The sequence below is a fragment of the Streptomyces sp. NPDC050564 genome, from assembly GCF_044457265.1.
In the GTDB taxonomy this organism is placed as follows: domain Bacteria; phylum Actinomycetota; class Actinomycetes; order Streptomycetales; family Streptomycetaceae; genus Streptomyces.
The window spans coordinates 194,590-215,868 of sequence record NZ_JBITGS010000006.1 but is presented as its reverse complement, the minus strand read 5'-3'; the positions used below and the strand labels follow the sequence as shown (position 1 = coordinate 215,868).

The 21,279-nt window shown below is 70.2% G+C and carries 21 protein-coding genes; 7 read left to right on the top strand and 14 right to left on the bottom strand.

The window, feature by feature from the left end; translation table 11 throughout:
• Positions 1–283: 283 nt before the first annotated feature.
• The 5 genes from ACIBK0_RS12140 to ACIBK0_RS12120 all read right to left on the bottom strand — a co-directional run bounded on the left by ACIBK0_RS12140 (position 284) and on the right by ACIBK0_RS12120 (position 4,715).
• Complete coding sequence (locus tag ACIBK0_RS12140; protein ID WP_399078418.1) at positions 284–958, bottom strand: hypothetical protein; 675 nt, start codon at positions 956–958, stop codon at positions 284–286.
• Between the two features lie 2 nt (positions 959–960).
• Positions 961–1,191, bottom strand: coding sequence for a hypothetical protein (locus ACIBK0_RS12135; RefSeq protein WP_399078416.1), 231 nt, complete (start codon positions 1,189–1,191; stop codon positions 961–963).
• The gene (locus tag ACIBK0_RS12130) at positions 1,188–1,628 is read right to left on the bottom strand and encodes a hypothetical protein (RefSeq protein ID WP_399078414.1); all 441 of its coding nucleotides are present in this window, start codon (positions 1,626–1,628) and stop codon (positions 1,188–1,190) included. Before ACIBK0_RS12130 ends, ACIBK0_RS12135 begins: the two co-directional genes overlap by 4 nt.
• Positions 1,628–4,219: a DUF3987 domain-containing protein gene (locus ACIBK0_RS12125; RefSeq protein WP_399078412.1), complete on the bottom strand. Its 2,592-nt coding sequence runs from the start codon at positions 4,217–4,219 to the stop codon at positions 1,628–1,630. Before ACIBK0_RS12125 ends, ACIBK0_RS12130 begins: the two co-directional genes overlap by 1 nt.
• 301 nt (positions 4,220–4,520) lie before the next feature.
• Positions 4,521–4,715: a helix-turn-helix transcriptional regulator gene (locus ACIBK0_RS12120; RefSeq protein ID WP_399078410.1), complete on the bottom strand. Its 195-nt coding sequence runs from the start codon at positions 4,713–4,715 to the stop codon at positions 4,521–4,523.
• 122 nt (positions 4,716–4,837) lie between these two features.
• Here ACIBK0_RS12120 and ACIBK0_RS12115 point away from each other — a divergent pair, with 122 nt between their 5' ends.
• Together ACIBK0_RS12115 and xerC are read left to right on the top strand one after the other, a co-directional pair.
• The gene (locus ACIBK0_RS12115; RefSeq protein WP_399078407.1) at positions 4,838–5,371 is read left to right on the top strand and encodes a helix-turn-helix transcriptional regulator; all 534 of its coding nucleotides are present in this window, start codon (positions 4,838–4,840) and stop codon (positions 5,369–5,371) included.
• A complete protein-coding gene (xerC, locus tag ACIBK0_RS12110; RefSeq protein ID WP_399078405.1) occupies positions 5,361–6,470 on the top strand; it encodes a tyrosine recombinase XerC in 1,110 nt (369 codons plus the stop codon). Before ACIBK0_RS12115 ends, xerC begins: the two co-directional genes overlap by 11 nt.
• A 12-nt stretch (positions 6,471–6,482) precedes the next feature.
• Here xerC and glnA read toward each other — a convergent pair whose 3' ends face one another.
• The gene (gene glnA, locus ACIBK0_RS12105; RefSeq protein ID WP_399078403.1) at positions 6,483–7,892 is read right to left on the bottom strand and encodes a type I glutamate--ammonia ligase; all 1,410 of its coding nucleotides are present in this window, start codon (positions 7,890–7,892) and stop codon (positions 6,483–6,485) included.
• A 199-nt stretch (positions 7,893–8,091) separates the two neighbouring features.
• Here glnA and ACIBK0_RS12100 point away from each other — a divergent pair, with 199 nt between their 5' ends.
• Positions 8,092–8,559 (top strand): RDD family protein, encoded by a 468-nt coding sequence (locus ACIBK0_RS12100; RefSeq protein ID WP_399078401.1) that lies wholly within the window; start codon positions 8,092–8,094, stop codon positions 8,557–8,559.
• A gap of 67 nt (positions 8,560–8,626) precedes the next feature.
• Here ACIBK0_RS12100 and ACIBK0_RS12095 read toward each other — a convergent pair whose 3' ends face one another.
• The 4 genes from ACIBK0_RS12095 to lipB all read right to left on the bottom strand — a co-directional run bounded on the left by ACIBK0_RS12095 (position 8,627) and on the right by lipB (position 11,824).
• Positions 8,627–9,328, bottom strand: coding sequence for a DUF4191 domain-containing protein (locus ACIBK0_RS12095; protein WP_399078399.1), 702 nt, complete (start codon positions 9,326–9,328; stop codon positions 8,627–8,629).
• Between the two features lie 81 nt (positions 9,329–9,409).
• Complete coding sequence (locus tag ACIBK0_RS12090) at positions 9,410–9,607, bottom strand: hypothetical protein (protein ID WP_054229278.1); 198 nt, start codon at positions 9,605–9,607, stop codon at positions 9,410–9,412.
• A 325-nt stretch (positions 9,608–9,932) separates the two neighbouring features.
• Positions 9,933–10,898, bottom strand: coding sequence for a lipoyl synthase (gene lipA, locus ACIBK0_RS12085; protein ID WP_399078397.1), 966 nt, complete (start codon positions 10,896–10,898; stop codon positions 9,933–9,935).
• 128 nt (positions 10,899–11,026) lie between these two features.
• The gene (lipB, locus tag ACIBK0_RS12080) at positions 11,027–11,824 is read right to left on the bottom strand and encodes a lipoyl(octanoyl) transferase LipB (RefSeq protein WP_399078395.1); all 798 of its coding nucleotides are present in this window, start codon (positions 11,822–11,824) and stop codon (positions 11,027–11,029) included.
• Positions 11,825–12,195: 371 nt separating this feature from the next.
• Here lipB and ACIBK0_RS12075 point away from each other — a divergent pair, with 371 nt between their 5' ends.
• Positions 12,196–13,635, top strand: coding sequence for a regulator (locus ACIBK0_RS12075; protein WP_399078393.1), 1,440 nt, complete (start codon positions 12,196–12,198; stop codon positions 13,633–13,635).
• Positions 13,636–13,647: 12 nt separating this feature from the next.
• Here the strand turns inward: ACIBK0_RS12075 and ACIBK0_RS12070 are convergent, their stop codons facing one another.
• Both ACIBK0_RS12070 and ACIBK0_RS12065 read right to left on the bottom strand, forming a co-directional pair.
• Complete coding sequence (locus tag ACIBK0_RS12070) at positions 13,648–15,039, bottom strand: FAD-dependent oxidoreductase (RefSeq protein WP_399078391.1); 1,392 nt, start codon at positions 15,037–15,039, stop codon at positions 13,648–13,650.
• 359 nt (positions 15,040–15,398) lie between these two features.
• Positions 15,399–16,316, bottom strand: a complete 918-nt coding sequence (locus ACIBK0_RS12065; protein WP_399078389.1) for a TIGR01777 family oxidoreductase — start codon at positions 16,314–16,316, stop codon at positions 15,399–15,401.
• Between the two features lie 72 nt (positions 16,317–16,388).
• Between ACIBK0_RS12065 and ACIBK0_RS12060 the strand changes: the two genes are divergently transcribed.
• The gene (locus ACIBK0_RS12060) at positions 16,389–16,877 is read left to right on the top strand and encodes a GNAT family N-acetyltransferase (protein ID WP_399078387.1); all 489 of its coding nucleotides are present in this window, start codon (positions 16,389–16,391) and stop codon (positions 16,875–16,877) included.
• A gap of 141 nt (positions 16,878–17,018) precedes the next feature.
• On the opposite strand, the gene ACIBK0_RS12055 is transcribed toward ACIBK0_RS12060, so the two are convergent.
• A complete protein-coding gene (locus ACIBK0_RS12055; protein ID WP_399078385.1) occupies positions 17,019–17,684 on the bottom strand; it encodes a TetR/AcrR family transcriptional regulator in 666 nt (221 codons plus the stop codon).
• Between the two features lie 233 nt (positions 17,685–17,917).
• On the opposite strand from ACIBK0_RS12055, the gene ACIBK0_RS12050 reads away from it, so the two are divergent.
• Complete coding sequence (locus tag ACIBK0_RS12050; RefSeq protein WP_399078383.1) at positions 17,918–18,703, top strand: SDR family NAD(P)-dependent oxidoreductase; 786 nt, start codon at positions 17,918–17,920, stop codon at positions 18,701–18,703.
• 9 nt (positions 18,704–18,712) lie between these two features.
• Here the strand turns inward: ACIBK0_RS12050 and ACIBK0_RS12045 are convergent, their stop codons facing one another.
• Positions 18,713–19,897 carry a MarP family serine protease gene (locus ACIBK0_RS12045; RefSeq protein WP_399078381.1) on the bottom strand — a complete coding sequence of 395 codons (1,185 nt, stop codon included), beginning with the start codon at positions 19,895–19,897 and terminating at the stop codon, positions 18,713–18,715.
• 506 nt (positions 19,898–20,403) lie between these two features.
• Here ACIBK0_RS12045 and ACIBK0_RS12040 point away from each other — a divergent pair.
• Positions 20,404–21,162, top strand: coding sequence for a peptidoglycan recognition protein (locus ACIBK0_RS12040; RefSeq protein WP_399078379.1), 759 nt, complete (start codon positions 20,404–20,406; stop codon positions 21,160–21,162).
• Positions 21,163–21,279: the final 117 nt, after the last annotated feature.

The window sequence follows — 21,279 nt, the reverse complement described above, 5'->3', positions numbered from 1 at the left end:
TTGATCTACGCCGACTTTCCAAGATCAGCCATGCAGCCCAGAGATCTCCGCGACGGTCCCCCGCTCGCGGGCGCGCGGGTCCGTGCCCACCCCCGCGAGGCCGCGAGGCGTGATCGATCCGGCTCCGGACGGGCCGAGCGGTTTGCTCGGCCCGTGCCGGTCGACGCTGGGCAGGTCTGCGCGAGAGAAAGGAGGAAGACTCGCTCTCTGCCCATCGATCCCGGTCCGCGGTCGGCCGTACATGCGCCCGCGGCGGGTGACGTTGACGCCGGATGGATGGACATCAGGCTGCCGCGTCACCGGGGTCGGCGGTCATGGCGGTGATGTCCTGCTCGGTGAGCCCGCGCAGTTCTTCGGGCGAGTGGACGACGTACTGCATGCCGTCGTGCATGCGGGCTGCGGTGTCGTTGTGGCGCTGCCAGATGGCGCCGGCCTCGTTGTAGGTCTCGGCTGCCTTGGGCCTGGTGTCGAGGTAGTCGTGTACGACGTCGTGCCAGTCCATGTCGTGGGCGCGCTTGCCGATGGCTCGGGCGAGGATGTGGTCGCCTGCCTGCTCGGCTTGGTGCAGGGCCTTGGCTGCCTGGTCATGCTTCTTGATGGCCGTGGCTCGGTCTTGGGCGTCGCGGATGGTGGCGTCGAGGGTGGCTCGGTCGACGGCTGTTGCTCGCTCGAGGTCGTAGCCCCAGAGGGAACGCTCCAGTTTGGCGAACGTCTGGTTGTCGGCTGCGGTCTGGTCGGTCTTGACCTTCTTCAGTGATGCCTTGGTGTTGGCGTACAGCTTGGCGATCTCGACTCGGCGGGCTTCGGGGTGCATGTTGCGCTGGCCGCGCAGATGCTGGAGTCCTTGCTTGTACAGGGCGTGGATCTCTTGGCTTTTGCGGCTGCCGGTGGTGGGCTGCGCCTGCTGGGTCTGGCTGCGGATGAGCTGGGTCATCTGCTTTCCGTGCTTGCTGGTCATGGTCAGTTCTCCATTCCGTGGTGGGCTGCGAGGGCTTGCATTCCGGCGATGACGTCTTGCCAGTCGCCGGGGGTGACGATCGTGCGGAAGCCGGAGCAGAGGTTGAGAAGGGCGACGCCGGTGGCGTTGCGGACTTCGTCGGGTTCGAGGTCGGTGAGGAGCAGTTGCAGGCCGGCCGCGTCGTTGCGGAGTGCGGCCAGCGCGATGGCGGTGATGGTCTGTTGGGGGTTCATGAGGCGTCGTCCTCCGTCTGCCAGCGGGCGACCTTGGCCGCCATGCGGGCCTGCAGGCCGAAGCTGCGGGCCGCGTCCAGCTCCGTACGTTGCTGCCGGCGCTGCTCGCGTTTCACCCGGGCGGCAGCGATGCGGGCCTGCACCTGCTGGTCGACGTGGGAGACGACGGGGGCCGCGGTCCCCAGGGAGTCGTAGCGCTGGCCCGGGATGCGGTCCTCGACCCACGGGGCGTTGGCGACGTCCTGGGCGCGGTGAGAGCGGCCGCGCTGCTGCCGGGTGGCGTGCAGGCGACAGATCGGGTCGGTGTCCTCGCGCTCCTGGCGTGCGCGCTTGATGGGCGCGTCGCACTCGACACCCGGCTGCGCCTTGCAGGTGGGGCAGGAGTTGGCCATGGCGTACTGGTACGAGGACGGCCACGGGGTCTTCGGCTTCGGCATCACGCCTCCTCGGGCGGGTCGTAAATCCAGGGGTGGACGTCGTACTTGGGCGAGGGCTTCTGTCCTCGCTGTCCGGGCTTCCTGGGCGGCGCCGGGATCTCGGCAACCCACCCGAGTTCCTCCAGCTCGTCCATGGCGTCCTTGATGGCCTCGGCGTCGACTGCGCCGGCCGATCCGCTGGCGCGGCGGCCCTTGAACGATTCGCGGATCTTCCGGGTGGTGACGGTCCGGTCGTCGTCGAGGAGCTGCGGCAGGCGGTCGAGGATGTCGCGGAGCAGCTTCCGGCCGCCGTCCCCATCACGGGACATGAGGCCGAACGCGGCGCGAGCGTGCGCGGTCAGGTAGGGGGCGAGGCCGATGCTGCGGGTCATGGCGTCTTCGCTGATCTCGCCTGCTGCTGTGTTGTCGTACAGGCTGAGGCAGGCGGCGAGCCGGATGATCTGGCCGCACAACTTGCCTGCCCACTCGGCGACATCGTGCAGGGCGCCGCCGTCCGCCTTGTCCTTCTCGGTCTGGTTGTAGAACTCGGCGAACACCTTGCGGGCCTGCGCGGTGAGCGTGAGCGTGCGGATGTTCTCGCTCGTCCAGACGTCGTCGACCAGGCGGACGATGCGCTGCGCGTAGTCGAGGGAGACGTCGAGCGGCACGTCGGGGGTGTCGAACGCCCCGGGCGGCATCGGGGAGGGGAGGGCGTACAGGAAGCGGTTCAGGAACCCGGACGACTTGAACTCCGGGTTGTCCTTCTCCATGTGCTCGACCACGCCCGGCTGAATGATCAGCGTGAGCGTGAGTGCGGTCCGCGGCATCCATGAGTGGCCGCGCCCGACGCGGTCGATCTCGTGCCCGGTGCCGCTGTACGCCTTGAGGACGAGGGTGATGTCGGCGCGGCCGTTGCCGTACAGGCCGGCGCACGCCTTGAAGAAACCGGCTTCGGATTCGTGGAGCGCCATCCGGCCGCCGTTCTCGCCCATGACCTTGCCGAGGGCTTCGAGGGTGACGTCACCGACGAACGCTTTGGGCAGGCCAGGCTGCGCCTTGAGTTCGAGGAGCGTGTCGAGGACGGCGCGGGCGTCCTCCTTGGTGGCCTTGCTCCTGGAGACGTCGTTCTCGACGGCCGCGAGTTCCTTCTCGGTGATCCGGATCTCTTGCTCGACCTGCTCGACCTCGGCGCGGTGGTCCTCGCGGAGTTGTCCGATGCGGTCTCGCATGGGGGCCGAGGCCGCATCGAGTGCGGGGGTTTTACGGGCCGAGGAGTCGGCGAGACCGAGGCAGTACAGGCAGACGTTCTCTGCGTCCCATCCGTCCTTGACCTTCACCTGTACGCGACCGCCGAGCGCGGCAGAGATGGTGCCGAGCGCGGAGAGGGCGAGCAGGTCGTCGGAGACGTTCAGGGAAGCGCCCTGCGCTCGGACCCAAGCGGCGAGGGAGACGCCGAGCAGTTCCGTGGGGAACGGCGGCAGCGTGTGCCTTGGTACTGGCAGGGGGGTGTCCCAACACGGACCGCCCCCCTCATTTTCCGTTCCACTTATTCCATCGGAGGCGTCTTCGGGCCCCCAGAGGTCTTCGCTGGAATTACTGGAATCGTTTTGGGCGGGGGCGGTCCGTGTTTCGGGTGCCTCATCGTCGCTGGGCTCCCCGTTGAACATCGGCGGGCCGACACGCCGGTCGAGTTCCCGCAGCGTCTTCTCGATCTCTTCGGGGGTGACCTGGGCGACGGCCCAGGCGAGGATGCCAGCGAACTCCATGGCGGCGGAACCCGCGTTGACCGTGCGCTCGACGCCGTCGCGGGAGGTCCGCATCGCGGTGATGAAGGCCGTCCGCAGCCCGTCGGTGGCGGTCTTGGCCTTGTACTGGCCGGCCGCGGCTTCCCGCATGGCGGAGACCACGGCCCGGACGGTGGCTTCGTGGCGTGACTCGCCGCTGCTGTACGCCTCTTGGAGACGCTTGTACTTGGCGCGCAGCAGCCACGGTCGGCCGGAGCCGGTGTGATCGGCAAGGAACGAGGCAACCTGCTCGTCTGTGGCAGCGTCGACGGTCTCGCCCGCATCGGGGATCCGGTCGGCGATCGCAGCGGGCAGGACGGGCAGGATGCCCGTGGTCTGCCACTGGTAGTGGCCGCCCTCCCGGGTGTGTGTGCTGGGGGCGACGACAATGACGCCGTTCTTGCCGCGCACGTCGCCCCAGGCGCGGCCGAGGTCACCGCGGCTGTTGCCGATGTTGCGGCCTTCGGGCTGCGCGAACACGTAGTGGCCGCGGCCTGGCTGGTCGACCCGGGTGGACTGGTGCGGGGCACCGGTTCCGGTGAGGACGTCGCGGAGATCGTCGGGCAGCGACTCGGGCCGGTCAACGTCGAACGCGAGCGCACCGGAGCGGCCCATGTGGAGGGCCAGGGCTGCGTTCGTGCCGGTGAACCAGAGCGCGATCATCTCGGGGTCGCGGGAGGACTTGTCCTGCCAGTGGTCGCCGACGATGCTCCCGGGGTTCTTCGTCGTGGGGTCGACAGGAAGGAGGTACCAGCCAGCGCCGGCGTACTTGAACGCGGCACTGATGACGTCGTCTTCCTCGGTGATCTCCGGGACGTACAGGTTCATGCGGTCACCGCCTGGGGGCGCAGGACGACGACGTACTCGAGACCGCAGGGCGCGGTCTTGAGGACGGATCGCACGAGGGGGAGCGGCGCCCGGTGAAGGTGGGGGTAGCCGCAGCGCGGGCACTTGTCGACCTTGACCTGCCGGTGCCACTTGGAGGAGCGGGACCGGTAGGTGTCGAGTCGGCCCGCTACACGGGGCGCTTCGCCCTGCGGTACGGTGACGACAGACCTGCTGCCGTCCGCCGCTTGGTCTTCACGAACCCCGGGAGTTAGGGCCTCTCGGGGTTCGTTGCTGTTCAGGCTCATGCCGCGCGCTGACCTCCGGCCTGGTCGGCGTCGTACTGGTCGATGTCGTCCCAGCGGGCTCGCAGGTACCTGCCGACCGGAAACAGGAGCTTCCCGGGGCCGGTCCCCGTCTGGTGCCAGCGGTGGACGGTCTTCTTTGGCACGCCGTAGTGCTGCGCGATCTCCGGCACTGTCGCCAGGGGCTTGCGCATCCCTATCTCCCTCCAGATGGACCACAATGTTCTCTCTGGGAACATCAAGTTCCATGAGAGACCGTTGGGCCCGATGATGCCCCATGGTTGCCTGTTCTGCAAGGTCCACATATTGTTCCCTCATGGAACACGCGGAGACAGTCACCCCAGTTGAGACCCTTGCCCAACGCGTCAAAGAGGTCCGCAGCCGTAAAGGAATGACCGCACAGGAGTTGGCCGACAACCTCAAGGCCCGCGGCCTCCTTTGGGATCGGCAGACCGTGACCAAGCTGGAGACCGGGCGTCGACAGAATGTCTCAGTGGTGGAGTGGCTCGCGCTGGCGCGGTCGCTCGACGTTGCTCCGCTCCACCTGCTGGTACCGCTGGAGGAAGTCGCCTACGAGGTGACTCCAGAGGAGTCGATGCCCGCCAGTCGAGTGCGGGCCTGGGTTCGCGGCACAGATGTCCTGCCGGGCACAGACCAGCGCATCTTCCGGAGCGAGGTGCCGCTCGACGAACTCCCGAGTCAAGGGAAACTCACCGCCGAGGGACGTGGCATGGCTGACGGCATGCGAGCCAAGTACCGGGCAGTCACGGGCAAGGAGATCGGTGACGACCAGCTCCTGAACTGGATGCTTCGAGGCGAGACGCCGGATGGGATGAGCGATGGCGAGTAAGAGCATCAAGAAGCGCCCGAACGGTAAGTGGCGGGCCCGCTACCGGGACTTGGCCGGCAAGGAGCATGCGCGGCACTTCGAGCGGAAGCTCGACGGTGAGCGCTGGCTCGACGAGGTCACGGCCGCGTTGGTGACGCACACCTACGTGGACCCGAAGGAGAAGAGGGTCACGGTCGACCAGTGGTGCGACCTGTGGATCGAGTCCTACGCGAAGCGGAGCTCGACGGTGCGGCAGGCGAAAGTGCATCTGGCGCAGATCCGCGCGGAGTTCGGCCCGCTGCCGCTGATGGCCGTTGACGAGATGGCCGTGAAGCGGTGGATGGCTCGGCTGCTGCGGGATGGCGTGGCGCAGTCGTACCGCTTCGCGCTGCACAGCCGGCTGTCCCAGGTGATGCGCGCTGCGGTACGGGCAAAGAAACTGACCTCGAATCCCTGCTCGCGGGAGACGTCACCGGGCGGCGGGAAGCAGCGGCCCTACGTCTGCACGGACGCGCAGCTGTGGCAGCTGTACGAGGCGGCCGAGGAGAAGTACCGGCCCGCGTTGCTGCTGGGGGCGTTCGCCGGCCTGAGGATCGCGGAGGCGTGCGGCCTGCGGGTGGTCGACGTCGACCTCGACGCTCGCACGGTGACGCCGATGGTGCAGTACCCGGCGGAGCCGCTCAAGACGGAGTCGAGCATGGCGGCCGTGCCGATCCCGGACGTGTTCGTCGGCGAGCTCAAGCGACTACTCGACGGCCGCGCCGCGGGGTGGGCCCTGCTCGACGACGACGAGCAGCAGCTGGGCCCGTGGAAGATCGAGCGGCACATGCGGCGCATCCGCAAGCAGGTCCCCGGACTGTCCCCGGAATTCCGCTTCCATGACCTGCGGCACTACTACGCGAGCATGCTCATCGCGTCGGGCGCTGACGTGAAAGTCGTACAGCAGAGGCTTCGGCACTCGAAGGCCACGACGACGCTGAACACTTACGGTCACCTCTGGCCTGACTCGGACCAGTCGACCCGGGCCGCCGTCGAGACCGCCATGGGTCCCTTGATCAACAAAACTGCGGACCCTGTGCGGACTGCCACAGGGTCCGCAGAGGGAACCGCCAGCGTATAAGCCTGTTGATCTTTACACGTCGTAGTAGAGCTCGAACTCGTGCGGGTGCGGGCGCAGCTGCAGCGGGGCGATCTCGTTGGTGCGCTTGTAGTCGATCCACGTCTCGATCAGGTCGGACGTGAAGACGTCGCCCGCGAGGAGGAACTCGTGGTCGGCCTCGAGGCGGTCGAGGACGGCAGGGAGCGAGGTCGGGACCTGCGCGACGCCCGCGTGCTCCTCGGGAGCCAGCTCGTAGAGGTCCTTGTCGATCGGCTCGGCCGGCTCGATCTTGTTCTTGATGCCGTCGAGGCCGGCGAGCAGCAGCGCCGAGAAGGCCAGGTACGGGTTGCCGGAGGAGTCGGGCGCGCGGAACTCGACGCGCTTGGCCTTCGGGTTCGAGCCGGTGATCGGGATACGCATGGCCGCGGAGCGGTTGCGCTGCGAGTACACCAGGTTGACCGGGGCCTCGAAGCCGGGGACCAGGCGGTGGTACGAGTTCACCGTCGGGTTCGTGAAGGCGAGCAGCGAGGGGGCGTGCTTGAGGATGCCGCCGATGTAGAAGCGGGCGGTGTCCGACAGGCCCGCGTAGCCGGCCTCGTCGTAGAACAGCGGGTCGCCGTTGCTCCACAGCGACTGGTGGACGTGCATGCCCGAACCGTTGTCACCGAAGATCGGCTTCGGCATGAAGGTCGCGGTCTTGCCGTTGCGCCAGGCGACGTTCTTCACGATGTACTTGAAGAGCTGGAGGTCGTCGGCCGCGGCGAGCAGCGTGTTGAACTTGTAGTTGATCTCGGCCTGGCCGGCGGTGCCCACCTCGTGGTGCTGGCGCTCGACCTGGAGGCCGGAGGCGGCCAGCTCCAGGGAGATCTCGGCACGGAGGTCTGCGAAGTGGTCGACCGGCGGGGTCGGGAAGTAGCCGCCCTTGTAGCGGACCTTGTAACCACGGTTGTCCTCGAGGGCACCGGTGTTCCAGGCGCCGGCCTCGGAGTCGATGTGGTAGAAGGCCTCGTTCGACTTGGTGTCGAAGCGCACGCTGTCGAAGACGTAGAACTCGGCCTCGGGGCCGAAGTACGCGGTGTCGGCGATACCGGTCGACGCGAGGTAGGCCTCGGCCTTCTTCGCCACGTTGCGCGGGTCACGGGAGTACTGCTCGCCCGTGATCGGGTCGTGGATGAAGAAGTTGATGTTGACCGTCTTGTCGCGGCGGAAGGGGTCGACGCGCGCGGTGGACAGGTCGGCGCGGAGCGCCATGTCGGACTCGTGGATGGCCTGGAAGCCGCGGATCGAGGAGCCGTCGAAGGCCAGCTCCTCGGCCGGGTCGAAGGCCTCCGCCGGAATCGTGAAGTGCTGCATCACACCCGGCAGGTCGCAGAAGCGGACGTCGACGAACTTGACGTCCTCGTCCGCGATGAACTTCTTGGCCTCGTCGGCGTTCTGGAACATCCAGCTCCTCCTACTCCCGCCCACAGTGGACCGGGGTGGTAGTTCGTTCGTGCGGCCAGTGCGGTGGCACACGCTGCAGCCGACCTTAGGGACGGGGGATTTCTCCAGCGTGACTCATTTGTTTCGCCCAAGTTAACCGACCCTGGTCGGTCCGGCCCCTCCTGTCCGCATGCCAAAACGGGCGCAGTACCGTGGACGGGTGGACAACAGGCAAGCAATCGGATCGTGGCTCTCCGGACCCCGCGCGGCCGCGGAGGAAGCCGGTGTCGACTTCGGATTCCGGGGCGAACAGCTCGGTCTGCCGGAGCAGGGACCGGGCTCGATCGCCCGCCCGGGGCGTCGGCTCGGCGCCCTCGCCGTCGACTGGGGCCTGTGCCTGTTGATCGCATACGGGCTGCTCACGGACAGCTATACCCGGGCGGCCCAGGTCTGGGCGCCGCTCATCCTCTTCGTGCTGATCATCCTCACGGTCGGCTCGCTCGGCTTCACCCCCGGGAAGCGGCTCTTCGGCCTGAAGGTGGTGTCCCTGGACACCGGCCGCGTCAACCCGCTGCGCACCCTGCTGCGCACGGTCCTGCTCTTCCTCGCCCTCCCGGCCCTGATCTGGGACCGCGACGGCCGCGGCCTGCACGACCGTGTCGCGGGCACGGTCGAGGTCCGTATGTAGAGAGTGCCTGTACGACGAAGGGGGCGCCCGGAGAGATCCGGGCGCCCCCTTTCGCGTAGGAGGGATGTCAGCGGGCCTTCGGACCGCCGCGCGGCATCCGCATGCCCTTCGGCATCGGACCCTTGGGAAGCGGCATGTTGCTCATCAGGTCGCCCATCGCCCGCAGCCGGTCGTTGGTCGCGGTGACCTGCGGGCCGGTGAGGACGCGCGGCAGCTTCAGCATCGTCGTGCGGAGCTTCTTGAGCTCCACCTGGCCCTCGCCGGTGCCCACGAGAATGTCGTTCACCGGAACGTCCGCGACGATCCGCGCCATCTTCTTCTTCTCGGCGGCCAGCAGGCTCTTCACCCGGTTCGGGTTGCCCTCGGCGACCAGCACGATGCCGGCCTTGCCGACGGCCCGGTGCACCACGTCCTGGCTTCGGTTCATCGCCACCGCGGGGGTCGTGGTCCAGCCTCGACCGATGTTGTCGAGAACGGCCGCGGCAGCGCCCGGCTGTCCCTCCATCTGCCCGAAGGCGGCGCGCTCGGCCCTGCGCCCGAAGACGATCGCCGTCGCGAGGAAGGCGAGCAGGAGGCCGAGAATGCCGAGATAGACCGGGTGGCCGATCAAGAAGCCGATCGCGAGGAAGACACCGAGGGTGAGAATTCCGACAGCCGCGAGTACAAGACCGATCTTGGAGTCGGCCTTGCGGGTCATCTTGTACGTCAGGGCGATCTGCTTGAGTCGCCCGGGTTCAGCAGCGTCCGCTGCGGTTTCCTTCCTCGCCATGCCACGAAGTCTACGTGGCCCGGGAGGCGCCGACGACGGCAGTACCGGGGGAGCGGCCCGCGGTACCGGGGGGAGTGGCGCTCACGAACGCGTCGCGACCGATTCCAGCACGCGCTGCGCCTCGACCCTGTCCTTGGCACGGCGGCGGTCCTCCAGGACGGAGGTCCAGGCATTGCGGCGGGCGGTGCGCTGGCCGCTGCTCATGAGCAGCGACTCGACGGCACGGAGTGCATCGGTGAACGACGGGATGGCGGTGGCGCGTACGGGCGCGGCCTGCATGATGGAGGTCCCCCCTCGGGATCGGCGGCTCGGGTTGGGGCTGTACGTGGAGTAAGACCAGGGTCACTGATTGGTGTTACCAGGGCGTGACCGACCGGTCAAACACCAATGAAACCTTGATGCGGCGGAGGCGCACGTTGATGTGCTCCAAACGGCGTCCCCATCTGCGGGGACGCCGGGACCGCGTCGAACGAGCCGAAGTGAGGAGGGAGATGCTTGTGCGCCGATTCACACAAAAGCGGTGGCACTCAGTGCCACCGCTTTCGTTGTCCGGCGTGTCGGACCGCCTCGGTCCTGCGACGCCCGGGACCGGTCGTACGCTGCCTCAGACGGCCTGCGAGGCGACGTAGGCGCCCCGCTTCTCGACGGCCATCTGGTAGAGCCGCCCGGCGCGGTACGAGGAGCGGACCAGCGGGCCCGACATGACACCGGAGAAGCCGATCTCCTCGGCCTCCTCCTTCAGCTCCACGAACTCGTGCGGCTTGACCCAGCGCTCCACGGGGTGGTGGCGCACGGAGGGACGCAGGTACTGGGTGATCGTGATGAGCTCGCAGCCCGCCTCGTGCAGCTGCTGGAGCGCCTCGCTGATCTCCTCGCGGGTCTCGCCCATACCGAGGATCAGGTTCGACTTCGTGACCAGACCGTAGTCCCGGGCCTCGGTGATGACCTTGAGCGAGCGCTCGTAGCGGAAGCCGGGGCGGATGCGCTTGAAGATCCGCGGGACCGTCTCGACGTTGTGCGCGAAGACCTCGGGGCGCGAGGAGAAGACCTCGGCGAGCTGGTCGGGCTCCGCGTTGAAGTCCGGCGCGAGCAGCTCGACCTTGGTGCGGCCCGCCTCGCGGCCGGCCGTCTGGGCGTGGATCTGGCGGACCGTCTCCGCGTACAGCCAGGCGCCGCCGTCCTCCAGGTCGTCGCGGGCGACGCCGGTGATGGTGGCGTAGTTGAGGTCCATGGTGACCACGGACTCGCCCACACGCCGCGGCTCGTCGCGGTCGAGTGCCTCGGGCTTGCCGGTGTCGATCTGGCAGAAGTCGCAGCGCCTCGTGCACTGGTCGCCGCCGATCAGGAACGTGGCCTCGCGGTCTTCCCAGCACTCGTAGATGTTGGGGCAGCCCGCCTCCTGGCAGACCGTGTGCAGGCCCTCGCTCTTCACGAGGCTTTGCATCTTCGTGTACTCGGGACCCATTTTCGCCCGGGTCTTGATCCACTCGGGCTTGCGCTCGATGGGGGTCTGGCTGTTCCGGACCTCCAGGCGCAGCATCTTGCGTCCGTCGGGTGCGACTGCGGACACATCGGCTCCCTGTAACTTCGATTCTTCGGCGTACACCAGGGTACGCCCGTGCGGTACTCGGTCCCCGGGGTGGGCAACCTTGGGGAGCGGGGGTGCATTCCCCACGGTTTCTGCGCGGGAGCGGAAACCTACGCCGAGGCCCGTTCCACCACCCGCGGCCTCAGATCCGCGTTCTCCAGAACGTCGCGAAGATGCCGCTCGGCCACCGGCAGGACGTCCGCGATCGGCACGTCGCGGCCCACCTCGTTGGCGATCGACGTGACACCCGCGTCGCGGATACCGCACGGGATGATGCGGTCGAACCAGGCGTTGTCCGGGTTCACGTTCAGTGCGAAGCCGTGCATCGTGACGCCCTTGGCGACGCGAATGCCGATCGCGGCGATCTTGCGGTCCTCGCGCCGCTGACCCGCGTTGGACGGGGCGTACTCCGGACCATTGAGCCGTGGGTCGAACTCCTCGTCCTGGAGACGGGGGTCGAAGTCGAGGGACAGACCGCCCAGCGACGGCCGCTGCTCGACCGGGTCGCCGAGCACCCAGACGCCGCTGCGGCCCTCGACGCGGGTGGTCTCCAGGCCGAACTCCGCACACGTACGGATAAGTGCCTCCTCCAGGCGGCGTACATGTGCTACGACGTCCACCGGGCGGGGCAGCTTCTGGATCGGGTAGCCAACCAGCTGGCCCGGACCGTGCCAGGTGATCTTGCCGCCGCGGTCCACGTCGATGACGGGCGTGCCGTCGAGGGGCCGCTCGTTGTCCGCCGTGCGCCGGCCCGCCGTATAGACCGGCGGGTGCTCAAGGAGCAGACAGGTGTCGGGGACCTCGTCCAGGAAACGGGCGGCATGCACACGGCGCTGCTCGTCCCACGCCTCCTGGTAGTCGACGGCCTCGGCACCGAATCCCATGCGGACGAACCGCAACTCACTCACGGCAAGCGCCTCCCTAGAAGCTGCGTCGGGCACACGGCAGTGCCCGTGCGGGGCACGCGAAAGAAGCTTTCGCCCTGGTACCTGGGGACCCTTCGTCAGGTACGTAGCGCGCCCACGCCACTGTACGTCCGGCCGATGACCGTCAGCTCCGGGGCCAATCCTCACACGATCGGATGAATGAAGGTCGAAGTGTGCGATGAGGTGCTTACGCTCCGCTACATTCGCGCCGTTCACGAGGCCATAAGGGCTGCTCACAGGCAATCCGGGCGCCGAGCGGCTTCGGGGAGGTGCACGTCGCCCCACGAAGCGGGACGCACGCACACCTCCCCGAGGCCGCTCGGGGACCCGAAAGGCAGGAGACCGCACCGCAGATGACGGAACGACCCGCGCAGCGCACCCCCAACCGCCAGCTCGCCGCGCTCATCGCAGAAGCGGGGTTCTCCAACGCAGGTCTCGCCCGTCGCGTGGACCAGCTCGGCCTCGAACACGGACTCGACCTGAGATACGACAAGACATCGGTGACCCGGTGGCTGCGCGGGCAGCAGCCCCGCGGGACCACGCCCGCGCTCATCGCCGAGGTGTTCACCCGACGCCTCGGCCGCCGGCTCAGCGCGCAGGACCTGGGGCTCGACGCGTGCGCCCCGGTGTACGCCGGTCTGGAGTTCGCCGCCACCCCCGAAGAGGCCGTCGACATCGTCAGCGGGCTGTGGCGCAAGGACTCCGGCAGCCACGCCGAACTGCGCAAGATCGCCTTCACCCCTGCGGGGCTCGTCGTCCCCAGCCGGGACTGGCTGATCGGGCGGGCCGACGACCGGGTCGGCCGCGGCGACCCGGGGTCCTCGCGCATCCCCGCGCAGGGACGCCCCGCCGTGCCCCGGCAGCGCAGCCAGACCGAGCGCGGCCCCGGCCAGAAGGTCACCGGCGGCGACATCGCCGCGCTGCGCTCGGTCGGCGAACTCTTCCGCGCCCTCGACCACGCCTACGGCGGCGGCCACGCCCGCCAGGCCCTGGTCCGCTATCTGGAGCACGAGGCCGAGCCGATGCTGCGCGGCGCGTACGGGGAGCAGACCGGGCGGCGCCTGTTCGCCGCCGCCGCCGACCTCACCCGGCTCGCCGGCTGGACCTCGTACGACATCGCCGCGCACGGGCTCGCGCAGCGGTACTTCGTCCAGGCGCTGCGGCTCTCGCAGGCGGCCGGGGACCGGGCGTACGGCTCCTATGTGCTGGTGACGATGAGCCGCCAGGCCGTCTACCTGGGCCACGGACGCGAGGCCGTGCAGCTGGCGCGGGTCGCCCAGCAGGGCGTCGGATCGGCGGCGCCGCCCGTGGTGCAGGCGTTGCTGCACTCCGTCGAGGCACGCGGGCACGGGGTACTGGGAGAAGTGCGGGCCTGCACCGCGTCCCTCGTCCGCGCCGAACGCGCGCTGGAGGCGTCCCGGTCCGGCGACGAAGTCCCCTACTGGGCACGGTTCTTCGACGAGGCGCAGCTCGCCGACGAGTTCGGGCACTGCCACCGGGACCTGTCGCAGTTCCGGGCCGCGGCACAGCACGCCGAGCGCTCGCTGCAACTGCGGGCGCCCGGCTATGCGCGCAGCCGGCTGTTCTGCCGCATGGTGCTCGCCTCGGCACGGCTCGGACTCGGGGAGCTCGACCAGGCCTGCCAGTTGGCGGCGGAGGCCGCCGGACAGGCGGTGGAGATGCGGTCGGTGCGGGCCATCGAGTACGTACGGGACTTCGAGCGCCGTCTGGAGCCCTACAAGGACGCGGCGCCCGTACGCGGATACCGGGACAAGGTGGCGGCGCTGGCCTGAGCCCGGGGCGGCTCAGGCCGCGGCGGGCTCCAAGGGTTCCTCCAACGGGGTCGGCCGGGCGCCCAAGTCCATGAGCAGGGCATGGGCGGCCCGGCGGGCCGAATGGAGCGCCCCCTGGAGGGTGCTGGTGTCCCGGTGGTCGCCGCACACGTACAGGCCCGCCAGCAGTCGTACCGGGCGGCGCAGGTCGTGCGGCGGCGGCATCGCCGGGACCGCCTCCGGCTCGTGGTGGACGGCGAGGAGTTCCCAGCGGGCGGTCGACGTCCCGTAGAGGCGGGCCAGTTGGGCGCGGACCGTCGCGTCCAGGTGGGCCGCGGCCGGTGGCATGCCCAGCACGGTCGAGGAGATGAGGGCGCGGCCCGCGGGAGCCCGCGTGGGGTCGACCTGGCTGATGACCGCGGTGTGCGACACCGGGCCGCTCCGGTCGGCGTCCAGGAGCAGAGCCGGGTCGGTGAGCGGGGGCTCGTCCGTGGTGTGGTGCAGGACCGTCACCGGGTGGAAGGCGGGAACGCGCAGACCCGGCAACAGCTCGGCGGCGGCGCGGGCTCCGGTCGCGAGGAGGATGGCACGACAGGTGAGTTCGCCGTGGTCCTTCGTCGTCACGGCGGTCGTGGAGACCGCGGTGACCTGGACGCCCGTATGGACCGTGCCCGGCGGCAGTTCCGCCGCGAGAAGCTCGGGGAGGGTGTCCGCACCGCCCTCCGGCAGACACAGGCGGCCCATCGCGAAGGAGTGCAGCGCGAGGTCCGCGCAACGGCTCGACGTCTGCAGCATCGGATCGCACAGCAGCGCGGCGAGCAGGGGGCGCAGGAAACCGTCGACCGTGCGGGCCGGGAGGCCTCGAGTGGTCAACGCCTGCGCTGCGGTGCGGTCCGGGCGTGCGAGGAGGCGGTCCGGTGGCGTGGTGGCGAGGCGGGCCAAGGAGGTGGCGAGACGCGACTGGTCGAGCGGGCCGCCGAGGGGGCCGGGGCGTGGCGTTCCACGCTGGGGGCGGGCCAGCGGAAGCCGGGGGGCGCTCGCGAGGGCGCGCGCGGTGGTGAGTGCGCCCCTTGCGCTCCGGGGGGTGGTGGGGGCGGCGGCGCGGTGGTGGTGGCCGTCGCTGTGGAGCAGGACGCCGGGGGAGAACGTGCGCAGCGTCAGGGCGTTCAGGCCCGGGGTGCGGCGCAGTTCGGGATACGAGGTGGACAGGAGCCGGCCCACTCGGTCCAGCCGGAAGCCGTCGACCTTCTCCGTGGACATGCGGCCGCCGACGTTCGGGGCGGCTTCCAGGACGGTAGTGGTGAGACCCGCCCTGGTCAGATGCAGGGCGGCCGTGAGGCCGGCTACTCCGGCTCCCACGATGACGACGTCCACGTCTTCCGCGATCTCCGCGATGTCCGCGGCTTGGCGTGCGGGCTCTAGCACGTGCCCCTCCTCGAGGTTGCGCGGCCGGTGGGGACGTCATGCCCCCAACAAGCGTCTGGGATACCCGAGTTCGGGGTCGAGGGTGTGGGAGCTCCGCGGCGGAGGGAAGTCGCGTGGCGGGCGTGCACGGGCGCATGGGGGGTGCATGTACTTGTCCGGCGGGGGCTGGGGTGGGTTTGTTTTCGCCCCCTCCGCCCCTGCCCATTCCTGTACCGGCCTTTCGGCTGCGGGCCGGTGGGGGCTTGTCGCGCAGTTCCCCGCGCCCCTTTCAGAGGCGCGGGGAACCGCGCAGTCAGGGGTCTGGGGGCGGCAGCCCCCGGAGACGGGACGGGCAGGGGCGGAGGGGGCGAAGAAACCTCTCAGTCCAAGGCCGCCCGCAACGCCCCGTCGATCGACGGGAACGCGAAGGTGAAGCCCGACTCCAGGAGCCGGGTGGGCAGGACGCGCTGGCTGCCGAGGATGTCGCCGGCCATGTCGCCGAGGGCGAGGCGGAGAAGCGGGGCCGGCGTGGCGAAGACGGTGGGGCGGTGGAGGACGCGCCCCATCGCCTCGGTGATCTCACGGTTGGTCAGAGGATCGGGGGCCGTCACGTTCACCGGGCCCGACAACGTCTCCGTGTCGATGACGTGCCGAATCGCGGCCACCTCGTCATGGAGGGAAACGAAGCTCCAGTACTGGCGACCATCCCCCATCCGCCCGCCGACCCCCGCCTTGAAGAGCGGAAAGAGCTTCCCCCAGGCCCCACCCTTGCGGGCGACCACCAGCCCCGTACGGGCGAAGGCGGTGCGAATGCCCGCCTCCTGGGCCGCACCCGTGGCCTCCTCCCAGTCCACACACAAGGAGGGCAGGAACCCGTCCCCGGGCGGGGCGGACTCGTCCACCGCCCGCTCACCCGTATCGCCGTAGAAGCCGATCGCACTCCCGTTCACGAATACCCGCGGCGGCTCGTCCAGCGAAGCCACCGCCCCGGCGAGCGTCGCCGTCCCCAGCACCCGGCTGTCCCGGATCTTCCGCTTGTACGCCTCCGTCCAGCGCCGCGAAGCAACTCCCGCCCCCGCGAGATTGACCACCGCGGCACAACCGACGAGCCCCGCCGCGTCGATCCGCTGCGCCTCCGGAGCCCACTGGACCTCGTCCTTCGCGCGGGGCGCACGGCGCACGAGACGGACGACGTCGTGGCCGTCCGCGGCCAGAGAGCGCGCCAGCGCCGAGCCGATCATGCCGGACGCACCGGCGATCGCGATGCGTGAACCGGGGGGAAGGGATGAGTCGCTCATGGGTCCATCCTGCCCGGGCGGCCGGGAAATTCGCGGGACGGGTACCCGTACGGCCGCCGTACAGTGATCCGCATGCCAGCTCCGTACATACGCACCGCCACCCTCGACGACGAGGACGCGCTCGGCCGGCTCGACCGCGACACCTGGTCCCCGCTGCACGCCGTCATGCCACGCCCCCGGCCGCCGTACGAGCCCTTCTACAGCGATCGGTTCGGCCCGCGGGACCATCTCGTCGCCGAGATCGACAACACGGTGGTCGGCTACATCCGGTTGGGATTCCCGACTCCCCTCGCCTCCAACGCCCACGTGCGTCAGATCCAGGGACTCGCCGTCGCCGACGAGGCGCGCGGAGCCGGGGTCGGACGCGCGCTGCTGCGTGCCGTACAGGACGAGGCCCGCCGGCAGGGCGCCCGGCGCATCACGCTGCGCGTCCTCGGGCACAACACCCCGGCACGCAAGCTGTACGAGTCCGAGGGGTTCGTGGTGGAGGGGATCCTGCCCGAGGAGTTCCTGCTCGAGGGCGAGTACGTGGATGACGTACTCATGGGGCACTCACTCTGAGCAGCCCGCACCTCGTGGAGCGGATCGATCCGCGCGTGCTGTGCGGACCTCTGTCGCGGAGCCCGGTCGGCCCTCGCCGTTGGAGAGCAACGGGCCCATTCCGCTCGCGCGTGCTGTGCGGACGTCTGTCGCGGAGCCCGGTCAGCCCTCACTGCTCGAGAGCAACGGGCCCATTCCGCCCATGAGCTGACGCAGGCAGCGGACCGCCAGCTCGGCGGGCGAGCCCGGGCCCTCGACGGCCGCGTCCGTCTCCGCCCAGGTCTCCAGGGCGACCCGGATCGCGTCCGTGGCCGCCGCCGCGGCCAGGCGGGCCCGCAAGGGGTCCGCGTCGGCGCCGGCCAGCCGGGCGACCACCGGGATCAGGCGCTCCTCCGACTCCTGGTTCACCCGGTACCAGACGGCGCGCAGCGCCGGATCGTCCTGAGCCGCCCGCAGCAGCGCGCGGGTCTGGTGCAGGCCCTCGGCCGCGTGCTCGTCCGGGGCGGACAGCGCCTCCTCGATCGCCTTCTCCAGGGCCTGGGGCATCGCCGTGCCCGGCTCCGTCGCCGCGAGCAGGGCGCGCCAGCGGTCGCCCCCGGCGGCGAGCAGCGGGCCCACGGCGTCCTGCTTGTTGCGGAAGTAGCGGTAGAAGGTGCGCAGCGCGACCCCCGCGCGGCGGGCGATGTCCTCCGCCGTGGTGCCGTCCGGTCCGTACTCCGTGAACAGTTCCGCGGCGGCGCGCGCGATGTCGTGCTGGGTCGCCGCCTTGCGACGCTCGGTCAGGGAGAGGGCGGAGGGTTCGGGCGCGCGGGACGGCTGGCGGGTCACGGGAGAAAGCGTACGCCCGAGAAATGTGTGGGGACACGTTTCGCCGTGATGGCAAAACGTGCCACATCGGCGTACGGTGTAGGCGCATCGAGTAGGTCGCCGTCGAGAGAAGCCCGCGCCGACCGCTCAGAGAGCCGGTGAGGCGCCGGGAGTGCGCCGGAACGACGCGCGAGTGCGCCGCAACGCCGCCGTGAGAGCGCCGGTACGGCGCCGGGAAGACTGGGAGACCCACCATGAACCGCTATGCAGGACGTCGCGTGCTCGTCACCGGAGGCGGCTCCGGAATCGGCCAGGCCACCGTGGAGCGCATGCTGGCGGAGGGCGGCCGTGTCGTCGCCGCCGACGTCAGCGAGGCCGGACTCGAGGACACCGTCGCCAAGGCGGGTGCGGACACCGGACGGCTGACCACCGTCCTCGTGAACGTCGCCGACGAGGTGTCCGTACGGGACGGGATCACTCGGGCCGTAGCCGCCCTCGGCGGGCTCGACGTGCTCGTCAACGCGGCGGGAATCCTGCGCTCCGGCCACACCCACCAGACGACGCTCGCCGACTTCACCAAGGTCATCGCCGTCAACCTGACCGGCACCTTCCTGATGATCCGCGAGGCGATACCGCATCTGCTGGACGGCGAGAGCCCCGCCGTAGTCAACTTCAGCTCCACCTCGGCGATGTTCGCGCACCCCTACATGGCGGCGTACGCGGCCTCCAAGGGCGGCATCCAGTCCATGACGCACGCCCTGGCGAGCGAGTACAGCAAGCAGGGCATCCGCTTCACCGCCGTACAGCCCGGTTCGATCTCCTCGGGCATGACCGACGGCTCCGGTGCCAGTGGGCAGAGCCTCGGGCCGGGGCTGCCGGAGGACACCGACTGGAGCCTGTTCGGCAAGCTGGCGCCGGCGCTCGGGGAGGGCTTCGCCGGCCCCGAGGCCGTCGCCGGCGTCGTCGCGATGCTCGCCTCGGAGGACGGCCAGTTCATCACCGGCACCGAGGTCCGCGTCGACGGCGGCACCCACTTCTGAGCCAGGGGCTCAGGAGGTGACGAGGTCGCCCGTGTCGACCGGTGCGGTGGCGTTCGCCGCCCGCCGGGCGTCGCCCCCGACCTCGTCCGCCGTCAGGACGTAGCCCGTCTCGTCGTCCGAGGTCGAGCGGGCGAAGACGACGCCGTACACCTTGCCGTCGGTGCTGAGGAGGGGGCCGCCCGAGTTGCCGGGGCGGACGGTGGAGCGGATCGAGTAGATCTCGCGGGTCACGGTGTCCGTGTTGTAGATGTTCTGGCCGGTCGCGTCGATGCGGCTCGCGACGGTGGCCGCCTGGAGGTCGAGGCCGCCGTCCTGCGGGTATCCGGCCACGACCGCCGAGTCGCCGCGCGAGGCGCTGTCGTCGAAGCCGAGGACGGGCGCCCGCAGACCCGGGACGTACAGGACCGCGACGTCCTTCTGCGCGTCGAAGAGCACGACCCTGGCCTCGTACGCGCGGCCCACGCCGCCCACGCGTACGGTCGGCCGGTCGATGCCCGCCACGACGTGGGCGTTGGTCATCACGTGCTCGGACGTGTAGACGAAACCGCTGCCCTCGCGGCCCTGATTGCCCGAGACGCCCTCGACCTTCACCGTGCTCAGCTTGGCGGCGTTCGTCGCGCTCGTCGTGACACTGTCCCCGGAGGGCTTCGCGACGCCCGCCGTCGGCTCGTTCTCGAACGGGTTGAAGACCTGGGGGAAACCCGCCTCCGTGAGCGCGGAGGTCGCGCGGGAGAACCAGGTGGGTGTGGTCTCCGGCATCGCGTTCTGCACGGCGCCCAGCAGCGCGGAGCTGCGGATCGACTGCGTCACCACGGTCGACGACGACGCGCCCAGGACGCTGGCGGCCACCCAGGCCACCAGCAGCACGGCCACCGTGTTCGCCGCGGCCCCGCCGATTCCGTCGGCCACCCGCAGTGGCCCCCGGTCCAGCTCGCGGCGCAGTTTCAGAGCCAGCCGGCCCGCCAGCTCGTGGCCCACCACCGCGGGCACCAGCACGGTGAGCACGGCCGTCACCGTCGCCGCCGTGGTCCCCGCCGTGACCAGGTCCATCATCCACGGCAGCACCCATACACCGATGACGGCGCCGCCCACGAAACCCGCCAGCGAGACACAGCCGGCGACCAGGCCGCGGCGGTAGCCCGACGCCGCGTAGACCAGGATCACCAGCATCAGCAGGAGGTCGAGCACGTCCACGGAGCCGCCTTTCTCTCGGGCCCCTTAGTACGCGCGGGGCGGGCCCAGTGATCAGACACGCGCGCGTGGCTCCGCGAATACGGCCACACGTGCGTGGACCTGTAGAAACGTCCCGGACCCGGACGATGGTTCCACCGGGTGGCACAGCACACATCGCGGAGGGAACGGATCGGGGCCAGGGTGGGTCCATGCGTGTCTTCCGGAAGACGCGGGGGGCACGAAGCCGGGGTGCGGGACGAGTGTCGCGTGGGGTGCGACGCGGGCTCCGGGTACGTGATTTTCGTGAGGCTCGTGGGCTTCATGGGCTTCGTGGGGCTCGGGTGCCGTGGGGTGTACGGCGTTCGCGGACGGGGCGGCCGCGGGTCTCGTGGCAGGCTCGGGTGCCGTGGTCCTGGCGAACCGTGCGAGGGACGCGCGCGTCGTGGCCTGCGCGGCTGTCACGGGAGGTGCGGGCGATCCTGGCGGGGCGGATCCTGCGATCGGCACGGTTCCCGTGGGGCGAGCGGATGCCGCGGGCAGTCCTTGTGGCGCTGGGCTGCGTGCCGGGGCTCGTCGCCGCGCTCGCACTGGTGATGTGCGCGGTCGGAGTGGACCGTACGGCGGCCCGACCCGACCGGCCGCCGCCCGCCGCGCGGCCCACCGCGGCCGCACACCCGGCGGCCCGGCCGGCCATAGTGCCGCGGACGCGATGGCTGGACGCCGCGAGCGCGCACGCACAGCCGCCGCCTCGCTACGACGACCGGGTCGTCGCGATCTTCGTCCACCACACCGACTCGCCCAACGGGTACGACTGTGCCGATACGCCCCGCATCATCCGCTACCTCTATGCCGGCCAGACCGACGCCCGGAACTGGGACGACATCGGCTACAACTTCCTCGTCGACCGCTGCGGGACGATCTACGAGGGCCGCGCGGGCGGCGTCGACCGGCCCGTCACCGGGGCACACGCGCAGGGCTTCAACCATCGGACCGCCGGGGTCGCGGCGATCGGGACGTTCACGGCCGGGACGCCGGTGCCGCGGGCGATGACCGAGGCGATCGCTGCGCTTGCGGCGTGGAAGCTCGGGTTGTCCGGGGTCGATCCGCGGGCGACGGTGCGGTTGGTGTCCAGCAACAGTCTCAGTCGGTTCCATGCGGGGGCCGATGCCGTGTTGCCCACCGTGACGGGCCACAACGAGGCGTTCATGACCAGCTGTCCCGGTGCGGCGCTGGCGGCCCGCCTCCCCGAGATACGGGACCGGGCGGCCCGCCTGCAGGGCCGGTGAGTCCCTTCGCCCCCGCCGCCCCTGCCCGTCCCGACCCGGGGCTCCGCCCCGGACCCCGTTCGCGGGGGGGGCCCCGCCCCCCCCCAGGGGGGGGGGGGCGGGCGGGCGGGGGTGGGG